This is a genomic window from Streptomyces sp. CA-135486 (genome assembly GCF_050936555.1).
In the GTDB taxonomy this organism is placed as follows: Bacteria; Actinomycetota; Actinomycetes; order Streptomycetales; family Streptomycetaceae; genus Streptomyces.
Genome location: NZ_JBNJMM010000002.1, coordinates 987,045 through 1,001,742, shown reverse-complemented (window position 1 = coordinate 1,001,742; position 14,698 = coordinate 987,045). Strand labels below are relative to the sequence as shown.

13 protein-coding genes and 1 riboswitch are annotated in these 14,698 nt (G+C 70.9%); of the genes, 5 read left to right on the top strand and 8 right to left on the bottom strand.

The annotated features are described in order from the left end of the window. Positions 1 to 40: 40 nt before the first annotated feature. A riboswitch (ZMP/ZTP riboswitch) is annotated at positions 41 to 131 on the bottom strand. Between the two features lie 92 nt (positions 132 to 223). After that, entirely contained in the window at positions 224 to 1,459 is a 1,236-nt protein-coding gene (gene rocD, locus ACQEVG_RS23875) for an ornithine--oxo-acid transaminase (RefSeq protein ID WP_432987237.1), read from the top strand. A 19-nt stretch (positions 1,460 to 1,478) separates the two neighbouring features. Here rocD and ACQEVG_RS23870 read toward each other — a convergent pair whose 3' ends face one another. Together ACQEVG_RS23870 and ACQEVG_RS23865 are read right to left on the bottom strand one after the other, a co-directional pair. Then, positions 1,479 to 2,660: a glutathionylspermidine synthase family protein gene (locus ACQEVG_RS23870; protein ID WP_432987235.1), complete on the bottom strand. Its 1,182-nt coding sequence runs from the start codon at positions 2,658 to 2,660 to the stop codon at positions 1,479 to 1,481. A gap of 18 nt (positions 2,661 to 2,678) precedes the next feature. Next, positions 2,679 to 2,978 carry a hypothetical protein gene (locus tag ACQEVG_RS23865; protein WP_432987233.1) on the bottom strand — a complete coding sequence of 100 codons (300 nt, stop codon included), beginning with the start codon at positions 2,976 to 2,978 and terminating at the stop codon, positions 2,679 to 2,681. A gap of 121 nt (positions 2,979 to 3,099) precedes the next feature. Here ACQEVG_RS23865 and ACQEVG_RS23860 point away from each other — a divergent pair, with 121 nt between their 5' ends. Further along, positions 3,100 to 3,966, top strand: a complete 867-nt coding sequence (locus tag ACQEVG_RS23860) for a hypothetical protein (RefSeq protein ID WP_432992835.1) — start codon at positions 3,100 to 3,102, stop codon at positions 3,964 to 3,966. A 21-nt stretch (positions 3,967 to 3,987) separates the two neighbouring features. Here the strand turns inward: ACQEVG_RS23860 and ACQEVG_RS23855 are convergent, their stop codons facing one another. Next, a complete protein-coding gene (locus ACQEVG_RS23855; RefSeq protein WP_432987231.1) occupies positions 3,988 to 5,388 on the bottom strand; it encodes a PLP-dependent aminotransferase family protein in 1,401 nt (466 codons plus the stop codon). A gap of 47 nt (positions 5,389 to 5,435) precedes the next feature. Here ACQEVG_RS23855 and ACQEVG_RS23850 point away from each other — a divergent pair, with 47 nt between their 5' ends. The 3 genes from ACQEVG_RS23850 to ACQEVG_RS23840 all read left to right on the top strand — a co-directional run bounded on the left by ACQEVG_RS23850 (position 5,436) and on the right by ACQEVG_RS23840 (position 8,579). Then, a complete protein-coding gene (locus ACQEVG_RS23850; protein ID WP_432987229.1) occupies positions 5,436 to 5,948 on the top strand; it encodes a carboxymuconolactone decarboxylase family protein in 513 nt (170 codons plus the stop codon). A gap of 18 nt (positions 5,949 to 5,966) precedes the next feature. Further along, entirely contained in the window at positions 5,967 to 6,689 is a 723-nt protein-coding gene (locus ACQEVG_RS23845; protein ID WP_432987227.1) for an isocitrate lyase/PEP mutase family protein, read from the top strand. A gap of 309 nt (positions 6,690 to 6,998) precedes the next feature. Beyond that, a complete protein-coding gene (locus tag ACQEVG_RS23840; protein WP_432987225.1) occupies positions 6,999 to 8,579 on the top strand; it encodes a serine/threonine-protein kinase in 1,581 nt (526 codons plus the stop codon). Here ACQEVG_RS23840 and ACQEVG_RS23835 read toward each other — a convergent pair. The 5 genes from ACQEVG_RS23835 to ACQEVG_RS23815 all read right to left on the bottom strand — a co-directional run bounded on the left by ACQEVG_RS23835 (position 8,563) and on the right by ACQEVG_RS23815 (position 14,682). Beyond that, entirely contained in the window at positions 8,563 to 8,910 is a 348-nt protein-coding gene (locus tag ACQEVG_RS23835; protein ID WP_432987223.1) for a hypothetical protein, read from the bottom strand. The genes ACQEVG_RS23840 and ACQEVG_RS23835 overlap by 17 nt on opposite strands. 177 nt (positions 8,911 to 9,087) lie before the next feature. After that, positions 9,088 to 10,041 (bottom strand): glycine betaine ABC transporter substrate-binding protein, encoded by a 954-nt coding sequence (locus ACQEVG_RS23830; RefSeq protein ID WP_432987221.1) that lies wholly within the window; start codon positions 10,039 to 10,041, stop codon positions 9,088 to 9,090. Between the two features lie 29 nt (positions 10,042 to 10,070). Beyond that, positions 10,071 to 12,044 (bottom strand): ABC transporter permease, encoded by a 1,974-nt coding sequence (locus ACQEVG_RS23825; RefSeq protein ID WP_432987219.1) that lies wholly within the window; start codon positions 12,042 to 12,044, stop codon positions 10,071 to 10,073. Beyond that, complete coding sequence (locus tag ACQEVG_RS23820; RefSeq protein ID WP_432987217.1) at positions 12,041 to 13,150, bottom strand: quaternary amine ABC transporter ATP-binding protein; 1,110 nt, start codon at positions 13,148 to 13,150, stop codon at positions 12,041 to 12,043. Before ACQEVG_RS23820 ends, ACQEVG_RS23825 begins: the two co-directional genes overlap by 4 nt. Further along, positions 13,147 to 14,682: a GMC family oxidoreductase gene (locus ACQEVG_RS23815; RefSeq protein ID WP_432987215.1), complete on the bottom strand. Its 1,536-nt coding sequence runs from the start codon at positions 14,680 to 14,682 to the stop codon at positions 13,147 to 13,149. Before ACQEVG_RS23815 ends, ACQEVG_RS23820 begins: the two co-directional genes overlap by 4 nt. Between the last annotated feature and the right edge of the window lie 16 nt (positions 14,683 to 14,698).

The window sequence follows — 14,698 nt, the reverse complement described above, 5'->3', positions numbered from 1 at the left end:
GCAGGCCGGGCAGGGGACGGGCAGCACCACGGGACAAGTCCCGGGGTGCCCAGGCGGGCGGCACCTCGTGTGATCTTCCGCGCGCGGTTCCCTCGGGGTTACTTCCCCGTACGCCAGTCGCCGTGCGTACTGTCCAGCCTAGCGGCCACGTCCTGCAGCAAGGTTTCTTCGTCCACCATGCGAGCGACGATAGAAACAGGGGCATCACCCCGCCCCACGCCGGATGCCTTGTCTCTACCTGAACGGAGATCCCGTGTCTGCATCGGAGAGTGCCATTGCCTCTGCGGAGGCGCACAGTGCGCACAACTACCACCCGCTTCCCGTTGTCGTCGCCTCGGCGGACGGCGCGTGGATGACCGATGTCGAGGGGCGCCGCTACCTCGACATGCTCGCCGGGTACTCGGCGCTCAACTTCGGCCACGGAAACCGCCGGCTGATCGACGCCGCCAAGGCGCAGCTGGAGAGAGTCACACTTACCTCCCGCGCGTTCCACCACGACCGGTTCGCCGACTTCTGTACACAACTCGCCGAGTTGTGCGGCATGGAGATGGTGCTGCCCATGAACACCGGGGCGGAGGCGGTGGAGACCGCCGTCAAGACCGCCCGGAAATGGGGCTACCGGGTCAAGGGCGTCCCGCCCAACCAGGCAAAGATCATCGTCGCCGCCAACAACTTCCACGGCCGCACGACCACCATCATCAGCTTCTCCACGGACCATGAGGCGCGCGCGGACTTCGGTCCGTACACGCCGGGCTTCGAGATCGTTCCGTACGGGGACCTCACCGCGCTCGAGGCGGCGATGAGCGCGAACACCGTGGCGGTGCTGCTGGAGCCGATCCAGGGTGAGGCCGGGGTGCTGGTGCCGCCGTCCGGGTATCTGCCGCGGGTGAGGCAGCTGACCCGCGAGCGGAACGTGCTCTTCATCGCGGACGAGATCCAGTCCGGCCTCGGGCGGACCGGCCGTACCTTCGCCTGCGAGCACGAGGGTGTCGTGCCGGACATGTATGTGCTGGGCAAGGCGCTGGGCGGCGGTGTCGTCCCGGTGTCGGCGGTCGTGTCCTCCAATGAGGTGCTCGGCGTCTACCGCCCCGGTGAGCACGGCTCGACCTTCGGCGGCAATCCGCTCGCCTGCGCGGTGGCCCTGGAGGTGATCGCGATGCTGCGCACCGGCGAGTTCCAGCAGCGCGCCACCGAGCTGGGCGAGCACCTCCACCACGAGCTGGGCCTGTTGACGGGCGGCGGCGCGGTGGAGGCGGTGCGCGGCCGCGGGCTGTGGGCGGGCGTCGACATCGTGCCGAGCCACGGCACCGGCCGGGAGATCTCGGAGAAGCTGATGGACCGCGGGGTCCTGGTGAAGGACACCCATGGTTCCACCATCCGGATCGCCCCGCCCCTGGTGATCAGCAAGGAGGACCTGGACTGGGGCCTGGACCAGCTCAGGGCGGTCCTGGACGCGTAGCGGCTCGCCCCGGCCCGGGTCAGAGGATGACGTGGGGCAGGAAGCGGGCGTACTCGTCCGTGACAAGCCCCGCCGATTCCCTGATGCCGAGACCCGCCGCCTCGTCCTCGACGACCCATGCGCCGAGCACCACGCGGTTGCCTTCGAAGTCGGGCAGCGGGGCCAGCTCCTGGTAGCAGCACGCCTCTTCGCGGACCACGGGGGCATCGCCCGCCTCATGCATCGTGACGCCCGCGCCCTCGCGGCCGAGCAGCGGCTTGGCGACATAGCCCCGCTCGGCGGCGAGTTCGCGCGGGCCGTCGAGATAGGCGGGGAGCAGGTTCGGGTGTCCCGGGTTCAGCTCCCAGAGGATCGCAAGCAGCGCCTTGTTGGAGAGCAGCATCTTCCAGGCGGGCTCGATCCAGCAGGTGGTGCCGGTGCCGCCACCGTTGTCCAGGGTGCCGAGGACGTGCGGCCCGAAGCGGTCGGTGACCAGCCACTCCCACGGATAGAGCTTGAAGCAGCTGCGGATGAAGCGCAGCCGGTCGTCGACGAAGCGCCCGGACAGCCGGTCCCAGCCGATCCTTTCGACGGAGAGCGCCTCGGTGGCGAGCCCCGCCTGCTCGGCCGTCTCGCGCAGATACGCGACGGTCATCAGGTCCTCGCCCAGCTCGTCCCCATCGGAGTGGACGAAGTGCAGCGGCCCCGGCGGCAGCAGCGGGGCCTGCCGCTTCCAGGCCTCGACGAGGCGTTCGTGGAGGGAGTTCCACTGGTCGGCGCCGGGGAAGCGGTCCTCCATCCAGAACCACTGCGGGCTGGCGGCCTCCACCAGGGAGGTGGGGGTGTCGGCGTTGTACTCCAGCATCCTGGCCGGGCCGGTTCCGTCGTAGCGGAGGTCGAACCTCCCGTAGACGGAGGGGAGTTCGGACCGGCGCCGCCAGGACTCGGCGATCAGTGAGGCGAGCCTCGGGTCGGTGATGCCGAGGTCGGCGAAACGATCCTGCTCGACCATGTGCGCGGCCGCGGCCAGGCACATGGCGTGCAGTTCCTCGACGACCTCTTCCAGCGCCTCGACCTCGGGCAGCGAGAACTCGTAGTACGCGCTCTCGTCCCAGTACGGACGCAGGGAGCCGTCCGGGTAGCGGGTGAGCGGGTAGATGAGGCCCTGCTCCTCGACGATCTGCTGCCAGCCGGGGCGGGGCTCGACGGTGTGCCGCTTCATGCTCCGTGTGCCCCTTGCTCAGCCGCCGCCGGAACTGGAGTGGCCGAAGCCGCCACTGTCGACGGCGGTCCTGTCGAAGCTGCCGCCCTCGGCCCGGCCACCGCTGACACTGCCGCCGTAGTAGTACCTGCCGGAGCTGTTGTATCCGTCGCTGTCGGCGTCGCCGTCGCCGTCGCACTTGTAGTCCGGCAGCACTTCGTAGGTGACCGGATCGACACAGCGCTCGTCGGGCTCCGAGCTGCACGCCGTCAGCGTCGCCGCGAGCACCCCCATGCCGCCGAGCACCACCGTGCTCGACCTCAGCCTGCGTCGTGCCATCCCGGTCGCCCCCGTTCGAATCAAGCCAGTGGATCGCCGGACAGACTAGAGGGCCGCCCCGCCCGGCTGTCGGCCCGGTCCGCCAACCCTCCTCATCTACAGTCGCTTTGTGCTCATTGGGATGATTTGCGCGCTCGGTTCAGCGGTCTGCTACGGCACGGCCTCCGTTCTCCAGGCCGTCGCCGCCCGCGCCACACAGCCGGGCACCGGCTCCGGCGTCGACGCGGCGCTGCTGCTGCGCGCACTGCGCCAGTGGCGATATATCGCCGGACTCGCCCTGGACGGCCTCGGTTTCGTCCTCCAGATCGTCGCCCTGCGCTCCATCCCCATCTACGCGGTAGGCGCGGCGCTCGCCGCCAGCCTCGCGGTCACCGCCGTGGTCGCCGCCCGCCTGCTCCATGTCCGTCTCAGCGGTATCGAGTGGGGCGCCGTCGCGGTGGTCTGCGCGGGCCTGGCGATGCTGGGCCTCGCCTCCGGCGAGGAGGGCGACAAGGCCGGATCGTCCGCGCTGCGCTGGTCCATGCTCGGCATCGCGTTCGCCGTACTCCTCGTCGGCGCGGCCGCGGGCCGCCTCCCCGACAAGCCGCGCGCCCTGGTGCTCGGCCTGGGCGCGGGCTTCGGCTTCGGGGTCGTCGAGGTCTCGGTCCGGCTGATCGACTCGGTCGCTCTGCCGGGTGTGCTGGGCAATCCGGCGCTGTATGCGCTGCTGCTCGGCGGGGCCGCGGCGTTCCTGCTGCTCACCTCCGCCCTGCAGCGCGGCTCGGTGACGACGGCCACGGCGGGCATGGTGATCGGCGAGACGATCGGCCCGGCGCTGGTGGGCGTGGTGTGGCTGGGCGACCGTACCCGCGAGGGCTTGGCCTGGCTGGCCGTCACGGGCTTCGCGGTGGCGGTGGCGGGCGCGCTGACGCTGGCGCGGTTCGGCGAGCCGCCGGCGGCGTCGGAGGTGGGCGACGGTGCGGGCGCCCGAGCGGAGCGTTTCCCCTGATGAACTGGGGCGAAGCCCCCGTTACGGCAACGCACGGCACAGCGCGTCCAGCGCCCCCGACCAGGCGCTGTCCGGCGGCGTCCCGTACCCCACCACCAGCGCGTCCCGCCCCCGCGGCGCGTCCTTGTGCCGGTAGCGGGAGACGCCCTCCACGGCCAGGCCATGCCATGCGGCGGCCTGGACCACGGCGTGCTCCGTGCCCGACGGGAGCTCGAGGACCGCGTGCAGCCCCGCCGCGATCCCGCTGACCTTGATGTCCGGCGCGCGCTCCGCCAGCGCCGCCACCAGTTGGTCGCGCCTTCTGCGGTAGCGCAGCCGCATGCCCCGCACATGACGGTCGTACGCGCCCGACGCGATGAACTCCGCGAGCGTCAGCTGGTCCAGCGCGCTCGACACCCAGTCCATGTGCCCCTTCGCCGCGAGCGCGGGCTCCACCAGCTCCTCCGGCAGCACCATCCAGGCGAGCCGCAGCCCCGGCGCCAGCGACTTGCTCGCCGTGCCCAGATAGACGACCCGGTCCGGGTCGAGCCCCTGGAGCGCGCCCACCGGCTGGCGGTCGTAGCGGAACTCCCCGTCGTAGTCGTCCTCCAGGATCACCCCGCCGTTCCCGCGCGCCCAGTCGACGGCGGCCGCACGCCGGTCGGGGTGCAGGGCGACGCCGACCGGGAACTGGTGCGCCGGCGTCAGCAGCACCGCCCCGACCCCGCGCAGAGCGCCCAACTCGCCTGTGTGGGAGCCCAGTTCGTCAAACGGCAGCGCGGGCGTCCGCAGCCTCGCCTCGGTCAGCAGATTCCAGTGCTCAGCGAGCCCGTACGACTCGACGGCCACTTCACGTACCCGTCGCCGCCGCAGCACCTTCCCCATCAGCATCAGCCCGTGCACGAAGCCGGAGCAGATCACGATCCGCTCGGGGCCCGCGTACACGCCGCGCGCCCGTGCCAGATAGTCGGCGAGCACGGTGCGCAGTTCGACGCGCCCGCGCGGATCGCCGTATCCAAAGGCCTCGTGGGGCGCGGCGGTCAGCGCCCGGCGGGCCGCTTTCAGCCACTCGGCGCGCGGGAAGGCGGCGAGGTCGGGGTGTCCGGCCCGCAGGTTGTACTGCGGACCCCGCCGAGCCGGCCGCGCCCTGGCCGCCCCCGCCGCGGGCCTGCGCGCCGCGGCGCGGCGGGCGACCCGCGTCCCCGAGCCCTGTTGCGCCGTCAGCCACCCCTCGGCGACCAGCTCGGCGTATGCGTCGGCGACCGTGTTGCGGGCGATCCCGAGGTCTGCGGCGAGCGAACGCGAGGACGGCAGCCGTGTGCCGGGGCCGAGCCGTCCGGTGCGAACGGCCTCCCGCAGGGCGTCCATCAGCCCCGTGCGCAGCCCGGAACCACGCAGTTCCAGATGCAGGTCGGCACCGAAAGTGGCCCAGGAATCCGTCATGCAGGTGGACCATACTCCTGCGCCACACCGGCAATAGATTCGTACGTATGACGACCGACCAGACGCCCGGTGAGAAGCCTTCCTACGTTGCGGAGCACACGTCCCGCCTGCCCTGGGCCACGCTCGCGCCCGAGGTCTACAAGGCCATGGTCAAACTGGACGTGGCAGCCCGGCAGGGCCTCGACCCGGTTCTCGTCGAACTGGTCAAGATCCGTGCCTCGCAGATCAACCACTGCGCGTTCTGCCTCGACATGCACACCAAGGACGCGCTCGCGGCCGGCGAGTCGGCCGAGCGGATCATCCAGCTCAGCGCCTGGGAGGAGTCGCAGCACTTCTACACGGCGAAGGAGATCGCGGCGATCGAGCTGACGGAGGCGGTCACCGAACTCACCGACGGCTTTGTGCCGGACGAGGCGTACGAGAAGGCGGCCAAGCACTTCGAGGAGGCGGAGCTCGCCCAGCTGATCTCGACGATCGCGGTCATCAACGCCTGGAACCGCTTCGGGGTGAGCACGCGCATGGTTCCCGGTCACTACACGCCCGGCCAGTACAAGCGCTGACGAGATCGGGAGAGCGTCATGAGCGTTGAAACCTTCCGTTCCCTCCACCACGGCCGGGTTCCCGGCGATCCCCTGGTCCTGCCCGGCCCCTGGGACGCCGCCAGCGCCCGCGTCTTCGCGGACGCGGGCTTCCCGGCCCTTGCGACGCCGAGCGCGGGGGTCTCGGCGTCGCTCGGGTACGAGGACGGGAAGACGCCCGCGGACGAGATGTTCGCGGCGGTCGCCCGTATCACCCGGGTGGTGGACGTCCCGGTCTCGGCGGACATCGAGGGCGGCTACGGCCTGCCGCCCAAGGAGCTGGTCGCGCGGCTCCTCGACACGGGTGCGGTCGGCTGCAACCTGGAGGACTCCGACGCCGTGACCAAGTCCCTCAAGGACCCGCGGCGGCACGCCGACTGGCTCGCCGAGGTCCGGGCGGAGGCGGGCGACGGACTGTTCGTCAACGCCCGGGTCGACTCGTTCCTGCGCGGAGTGGCCGACCCGGCGGAGGCCATCTCCAGGGCGCGGCTGTATGTGGCGGCCGGGGCGGACTGCGTCTACCCCTTCGCCGTACCGCCGGAGCAACTGCCGCTGCTGCGCGCGGAGATCGAGGGCCCGATCAACGTCGCGCCGTTCCCGGGCGGCCCGTCCGTCGCCGAACTGGGCCGGCTCGGCGCGACGCGCATCACCTTCGGGCCCTTCCTGCAGCAAAAAGCCGTGGCGGCGGCGCTGAAGGCCGCCGAGGCCCTGCGCGGAAACTAGGTCCTGTCCGGTCGATCAGGTCGGATCAGTGAGCGGGGTCTGGTGCGTGCAGATGCAAGGCGGAGGATGGAGCCCACGCGGAGCGTCGGCGACTGACGACAACGCGGCAGATGTGCGTGCCAGGGCACGCGAGCCCGGCAAGATCGGCCGGACGGACCTGGGCCCCCTCACCCTCCGTCTCCCGGTCGAGGGTTCGAGGACGGTCCTTGGCCGGGGCCCCCGCACCGCGTCCGCCGGCTCGGGCTACAGTCTTCGCCCATCCCCACCCGGACGTTCCGGCCCGGGGTTGGCGCTGGGGGATGCGGAGCGATGCGGGCCGAACATATGGAACTGCACGGCTACGAGATCGTAGAGATCCTCGGCCAGGGCGGATTCGCCACGGTGTACCGGGCGCGCCAGCTGGCCGTGGGCCGGGAGGTCGCGCTCAAGGTGGACAGCCGGGTGTTGTCCTCGCCCCGGGACCAGCAGCGGTTCCTGCGCGAGGTCACCGCCGCCGGGCAGCTGTCGGGTCATCCGCATGTGGTCGCGGTGTACGACGCCGGAGTTCTCTCCGACGGCCGCCCCCACATGGTTCTGGAGCTGTGCCCCGGCGGTTCGCTGGCCGACCGGCTGCGCCGGCACGGCCCGCTGCCGCCGAAGGAGGCACGCGACATCGCGGTGAACATCGCCGACGCGCTGGCGGCCGCGCACGCCGCCGGGGTGCTGCACCGCGACATCAAGCCGGGGAACATCCTGGTCAACCAGTACGGCGGCGTCGCCCTCGCCGACTTCGGGCTGGCCGCGATACCACGGCCGGGCCACGAACTGTCCGTGACCAGGGAGGCACTGACTCCGGCGTACGCACCGCCCGAGGCGTTCCGTATGGCCGAACCCGCCCCGGCCGGGGATGTGTACTCGCTCGCCGCGACCGCCTACGCCCTGCTGCGGGGCCGCCCGCCGCACTACCCCGACGACGGTGAGCTCAGTCTCGCGGAGCTCATCGTGCGGCACACCTGGCCCGTTCCCGACCTGCCCGGTGTGCCGACTGCCCTGACCGAGGTCCTCAGACACGCCATGGCCCCCGACCCGGCCGACCGGCTGCCGACCGCCGGAGCGTTGCGGGACGCCCTCGCCGCTGTCGACCTGGACGCCGCTGCCCCTGCCTCGGCCACGGCCGTCCAGATGCCCAGGGACACGCCACCGTCGTACGCACCGCCTGCCGCCCCTCGGGACGCCGTTCCCGCGCCGACCGCCCCACACATACCGCCGCCGCTCCACCCTCCGGGCGGCAGCGGACGGACGACCGCCGCCGCCGCCCCGGATCCGGACGGCCGGGGCCGACGCGGCCGGCGCCCACGGCTGATCGCCGCACTGGCGGCAGTAGCGGTTTCCGTGAGCATCTCGGTCACAGTGGTGGTGAACCAGAACCAGTCACGGTCCGACGACGCCTCCCCCGGTCCCTCCGCGTCGGCCTCCGCCACCGCCGGCGCGAGCGGCTTCGTGGTGCCGACCACCACGGAGGACTGCCCGGCGGCGGCCGTCGAGGGTGTGGGCGGCCGGTGCACCACGACCGCCGAGTGCTGGTCCGGCATGGTGGTCATTACGGGGATCGTGTCCATCAGCCGCGCGGACTGCAAGGCGAGCCATGTATGGGAGACCTTCGCCATCGCTCCGCTGCCCAAGGACGGCATGACGAACAATTACCGGGACCTGAGCAAGCATCCCGATGTTCTCAAGCTCTGCTCGACCGATGTCATGACCAAGTCCAGGACGGTGCAGGGACAGGGGCAGTGGTCGGCCGACGTCCTGCCACCCACCCAGACCGAATTCGCGGACGGCTTGCGCGTCTTCCGCTGCGTCGCCGCGGCCGACGGGGAGGTGGCCGGCAACCACTTCAGGCCTCGGGGCTGAGGGCCCCCCGCCCGGTCGACTCCGCGTCCTTCGCCAGGCTCACCGCCGTCACGAGGCTCAGTCGCGGCTCGGCCTTGCGCAGGGCCTTGATGGCGTGGATCGAGTCGGCCGGGCCCTTGAAGCCGGCCGCGTCCAGCTGCTGGCGCACCCAGCGCCCGCGCAGCTCGGCGGCGGGGGCGTCCGCGGCCCGGGCGACGATGGCGGCGGCGCGCTCCAGGCCGGGGCGGTCTTCCGGGGTGGCGGTGGACAGCGCGGCGCGGACAGCGTCGGCGATGCTGTCCGCGTCCCGCAGCACGAGTACCGAGAGTTCCTGCTTGCCGAGTCCGAACATGTACTGATCCTCACCGCAACTGCACGGCGGCTCAAGCGGCTTGAGCTACTTCAGAGCTCGACGCGGGGCCGGGCCCTGCAGCGGCCCCGAGCCGGTGCCGGACGGACTGAAACTCAGCCCGTCCGGCAATTGAGGAGCGGCCCGCCCACGGCACACCGGCCCGAGCCGGGCGCGCGCCTACTTCTTCGGGAGCCACGCCTTCCACGTCGCCTCGTTCGCCTTGACCCACTTCTCCGCCGCCGCCTCCGGCGACATCTTCTCGCCCGCGATCATCAGCGCGACCTCGTTCTGCTGCTCGGTCGTCCACTTGAAGTTCTTCAGGAACTCCGCCGCCTCGCCGCCGTTCTTCGCGAAGTCCGCGTTGAGGTACTTCTGCAGCGGCGTGTTCGGGTACGCGCAGGCGATCTTCTTCGGGTCCGCGTCACAACCCGCCTTGTACTCCGGCAGCTTGACCTCGACCATCTCGACCTGCTCGTTCAGCCACTGCGGCGTCCACCAGTACGTCAGGAACGGCTTCTTCTCCTTCGCGTACTTCTTGATCGCCGTGATCTGCGCGGCCTCGGAGCCCGAGTAGTTGGTCTTCAGATCCAGCTTCAGGTTCTTGATGAGCGCGTCGTCGTTGGTGACGTAGTCCGGGGAACCCTCCAGGATCTGGCCCTTGTCACCGCTCTCCGCGGTCTTCAGGTCCTTCACGTACTTGTTGAGGTTCTTGTAGTCCGTGACCTCAGGGTTCTTGTCCGCCCAGTACTTCGGCACGTACCAGCCGATGTGCCCGGTCACCCCGAGGTCGCCGCCCTTGACGACGGTCTTCTTCGTGGTGACGTACTGCTTCTCCTCCTTGGGGTGGCCCCAGTCCTCCATGACCGCGTCGATGTCGCCCTTGGACAGCGCGTCCCAGGCAAGGACCTCGCCCATCTGCTGGGTCTTGACGTGGTAGCCGAGCTCCTTCTTCAGGATGTAGCCGGCGACGGCCGTGTTGGCCTGCGCGCCGACCCACGAAGGCACGGTCAGCGTCACGGACTTCTTGCCGCCGGCCTCGTCCTTCTTGCCGGTCTCGGCAGCGCCGCACGCGCTGAGGGTGAGGACGCCGAGGGCGCTGATGACAGCAGTGGAGATACGGAGGGTGCGCATGGTGCTCCTGATAATTGGGTTAAAAGGGGTCAGTGGGACTGCTTGCGGGAGCCGGACTGGGTGATCCGGTCCAGTACGAGACCGAGGCAGACGATCGCGGCTCCGGCCGTCATCCCGATGCCCATCTCGCCCCGGGACAGGCCCTTCACAACGTCGTAGCCAAGCGCCCCGCCGCCGACCAGGCCGCCGACGACGACCACGGCCAGCACCAGGACCACGCCCTGGTTGACGGCGAGCTGCAGCGCCGGGCGGGCCAGCGGGAGCTGGACCTGGAGGAGTTGCTGGCGGGTCGACGCACCCAGCGAGCGGGAGGCCTCCAGCGCGGCCGGGTCGACCTCGCGCAGGCCCTGGGTGGTGATGCGTACGACCGCGGGCAGCGCGTAGACGACGGCCGCGATGATCGCCGAGGCCCGGGTGACGCCGAACAGCGCGACCACCGGGATGAGATACACGAACTGCGGCATCGTCTGCATGGCGTCCAGCACCGGCCGCAGCCAGCGTTCGATCCGCCCGGCACGCGCGCAGAAGACGCCCGCGAGCACGCCGAGCGCGAGCGTGAGGACCAGCGCCGCGAGCACCTGTGACAGCGTGTCGAGGGACTTGCCCCACACCCCGAGCACGCCGATCGCACCCATCGAGAGCGTCGCGGTCAGTGCGGTCGCCCAGGTGCCGACCAGCCAGGCCACGGCCGCGACGAGCAGGAGCACCGACCACCACGGCAGCCAGATCAGCGCATCGCGCAGGGGGTTGAGGATCCAGAGCGTGAAGTGCTCGGACCAGACTTCGGTGCCGCCGAACACCGGGACGCCGGACGCGAGGTTCTCGGTGATCCAGTTCTGGGCCTTGTTGACGGGCGTGGAGATGTCGTACGTCCACGCCTCCGGCCACGCCCTGCCGACGACCAGGCCCGCCAGCGTTGCGGCCACCACGCCCCCGACGGCGAGCGCCCAGGCCGGGCGGCCGTGCAGCAGCCCGCCGCCCGGTGCGCTCTCGCCGATACGGTCGCCGGCCGCGGCCGTCGTACGGTCCAGCCAGACCGCGATCAGCACGATCGGGATGCCCGCGGCGAGCGCCTTGCCGACGTCGACCGTGGAGAGCGCCGAGTAGACCTCTTCGCCGAGGCCGCCGGCCCCGACGAGGGCAGCGATGACGACCATCGAGAGCGCCATCATGATCGTCTGGTTGAGGCCGAGGAGCATCTGCTTGCGGGCGAGCGGCAGCCGTGCGGTCCGCAGCCGCTGCCATGCATTCGCGCCGAGCGAGGCGGAGGCCTCCAGCACGGCGGGGTCGGCGCCGCGCAGCCCCAGCGCGGTGAGGCGGGCCATCGGCGGGGCGGCGTAGATGACCGTGCAGAACAGCGCGGCGGGCGTGCCGGTGCCGAAGACCAGCACGAACGGCAGCAGATACGCGAAGGCGGGCAGCACCTGCATGGTGTCGAGGACCGGCCGCAGCGCCCGGTCGACGCGGTCGGAAAGACCGACGGCGAGCCCGATCAGCACGCCGAGCAGCGCGGCGACGGCGACCGACACGACCATCAGCGCGATGGTCAGCAGCGTGGCGTCCCACATCCCGAGCAGCCCGCACACGGCGAACGTCCCGAAGGCGGTCGCCGCGACCTTGATCCCACGCCGCCCGAGCCCGGCGCCACGCCAGGCGAACAGCACACCGGCGGCGAAGACGCCCAGCCAGCCCATGGCGTCCAGGAACCGGTAGACGACGTCGACCGCGTCGGTGGCGGTGTTGGAGAAGTGCAGCAGGAAGTAGAGGAAGAGGGGGTGGGTGTCACGGTTGTCGATGACCCACTGGTTGGCGTCGTCGAGGGGGCGGGAGATGTCGACGGTCAGCCCGGAGGGCCAACTGCCGCTGCCCCACAGGGCGATGCCGAGCGGTATGAGGACCAGCGCCCCGAGGGCGAGCACGAGCAGCTTGCGATGCACACGGTTGTTCAGGACGTTGCGCAGTGCGGGCGCTTCCTTGGCGGGGGCGGTGACGACGGCTGTCATGCGACGACCGCCTTGTCCGTAGGGGCGCCGCGGTCGAGGCCCGCCACCACGTCCAGCAGACTCACATGGTCCACCACTCCCAGGCAGCGGCCGTTCTCCACCACGCGTGCCGTCTCGCCACTGCGGGCGACCGCTTCTATCGCCTCGGAGACCGTCACGTCGGGGGCGATCGCCGGACCCGACTCCGCCTCGTCCCCGGCCGCCGGGCGCATCGCCGTATGCACCGTCATCACCTGCTGGCGCGGCACATCGCGGACGAAGTCCCGTACGTAGTCGTCCGCGGGCGAGCCCACGATCTCCTCCGGAGTGCCCAGCTGCACAATCCGGCCGTCCCGCATCAGCGCGATACGGTCGCCCAGCTTCAGCGCCTCGCCCAGATCGTGGGTGATGAAGATCATCGTGCGGCCCTCCTCGCGGTGCAGCCGGATGACCTCCTCCTGCATATCGCGGCGGATCAGCGGGTCGAGCGCGCTGAACGGCTCGTCGAAGAGCAGCACTTCGGGGTCGACGGCGAGCGCGCGGGCCAGCCCGACGCGCTGCTGCTGACCGCCGGACAGCTGGCCGGGCCGCCGGTGCTCAAGACCCTCCAGGCCGACCTTGGCGACGACCTCCGTCGCCCGGGACCGGCGCGCGGCCTTGCCCATGCCCTGGATCTCGAGTCCGTACGCGACGTTGTCGAGCACCGAGCGGTGCGGCAGCAGGCCGAAGTGCTGGAAGACCATCGACGCACGGTGGCGGCGCAGTTCGCGCAGCCGCGCCGCGTCCATGGAGAGCACGTCCTCGCCGTCGATGGCGATCGCCCCGGACGTCGGCTCGATCAGCCGGGTCAGACAGCGTACGAGCGTCGACTTGCCGGAGCCGGACAGGCCCATGACGACGAAGACCTCGCCCTTGCGGACGTCGAAGGACACATCGCGTACGGCTGCGGTGCAGCCGGTGCGCTCGCGCAGCTCGGCCGGGTCGAGCGCGCCGAGTTCGGCGTCGGTGGGGATGCGGTCGGACTTCGGGCCGAAGACCTTCCACAGCTCGCGTACGGAGAAGACGGGCGGCTGACCCGCGCCATCCTTCTCCACAGCGGTGCCGGTTCCGGTGCTGATGTCGGTCATAGGGCGCTGCCCCTTTCCTCGGGCGCCGCTGCAAGCAGCTCCGCGCACTTTTCTCCCACCATCAGGACCCCGATCATCGGGTTCACGGCAGGCATGGTCGGGAAGACGGACGCGTCGGCGATACGGATGCCGTCGAGGCCGTGGATCCTCAGGTCCGGTGAGACGACGGACAGTTCATCCGTCGACGACCCCATCCGGCAGGTACCGGCGGGGTGGTACACGGTGTGTGCGACCTTGCGCGCGTACTCGCTGATCGCCTCGTCCGAGGTGATCTCCGGCCCCGGGCAGACCTCCCGCTTCAGCCATCCCGCCAGCGGCTGGGCCTTCGCGATCTCGCGGGCGAGCTTGATCCCGTCGACGAGCGTGCGGCCGTCGTAGTCGTCCTCGTCCGTGAAGTACCGGAAGTCCAGTGCAGGCTTCACCTGTGGGTCCGCGCTGGTCAGATACAGCCTGCCGCGGCTGCGCGGCTTGGGTATGTTCGGCGTCATCGACACCCCGTGTGCGGGCCTCTCGTACCCCAGTCGCTCAGGGTTGTCGGTGAACGGAACCTGGTAGAAGTGGAACATCAGGTCCGGCCCCCGGCCGTCCGGATCGCGCTGGACGAACAGACCCGCGTCGCTGTCCATCGCGGAGTTCTCGGGGATCGGCTCGTGCGTCTCCCAGACGATCACCGACTCCGGGTGGTCGAGCAGGTTCTCGCCGACGCCCGGCAGATCGTGTACGACGGGGATCCCGAGTGCCTCCAGGTCGGCGCGCGGCCCGATGCCGGAGTGCAGCAGCAGCCGCGGTGTGTCCACCGCGCCCGCGCAGACGAGGACTTCGCGCCGGGCCCGGACGAACCGCTCCTCGCCGTCCTTCGTACGCACATGCACGCCGTCGGCCCGGGTGCCGTCGAGCTCCAGCCGGTACGCCCAGGTCTCCAGCGCGATATGAAGGTTCGGCCGGTCCAGGAAGGGGTGGAGATACGCGACCGAGGCGGAGGAGCGCTTGTTGTTCTCCGGGTGGTACGCGAGGTCGAAGAAGCCGACGCCCTCGTGGAAAGGCTTCTGGTTGAAGCCCTCGACGCGCGGGACGGCGAGCGCGGACTGGGCCGCGTCGACGAAGTCGCGGGCCACGGCGTTACGGTCCGCCTCGTCGACCGGCACGATGTTGTTGAGCAGCCGGTCGAAGTACGGGTCCATGGCTTCGGCGTCCCAGCCCTCGGCACCCGCCGCCGCCCACTCGTCCCAGTCGGACGGCAGCGGCCGGAAGGCGATGAGGGTGTTGTGGGAGGAACAGCCGCCGAGCACGCGGGCGCGGCTGTGCCGGATGTGGGAGTTGCCGCGCGGCTGCTCGGTGGTGGGGTAGTCGTAGTCGAGCTCACCGCCGAGCAGGCCCATCCAGCGCCGCAGGGTGAGCACGTCGTCCCGGCCGACGTCGCTCGGTCCGCCTTCGATGACGGCGACGGTGACGTCCGGGTTCTCGGTGAGCCGGGAAGCGACGACGGATCCGGCGGTGCCACCCCCGACGACGACATAGTCGTACGTGGTCATGTTCTGGTTCTCCTGC